Consider the following 351-nt stretch of genomic DNA (forward strand, 5'->3'; position numbering starts at 1 on the left):
AGCTGCGCCCGCCCAAGGTCCACCAGCCGAGGAACCGCCGCGCCTGCCTGGGCGAGCTGGTGCAGATCGATGGCAGCGATCATCACTGGTTCGAGGACCGGGCGGCGGCGTGCACGCTGCTGGTCTACGTCGACGACGCCACCGGCCGGCTGATGCAGCTGCTGTTCGTGCCGACCGAATCGACGCCAGCCTACTTTGCCGCCACCCGGGCCTATATCGAACGGCACGGCAAGCCGATGGCGTTCTATTCCGACAAGGCTGGCGTCTTCCGCGTCAACCGACAGGAGAATGCCGAAGGCCGCGGCTATACGCAGTTCGGGCGCGCCCTCTTCGAGCTGAACATCGACATCC

The 351-nt window shown here is 66.4% G+C and carries 1 pseudogene; it reads left to right on the plus strand.

Features of this window, described 5'->3' with window-relative positions:
- A pseudogene (locus tag AC1DHL_RS30255) lies at positions 1 to 351 on the plus strand (ISNCY family transposase); the annotation flags it as partial.

This window comes from Variovorax sp. 10L426, from assembly GCF_056395305.1.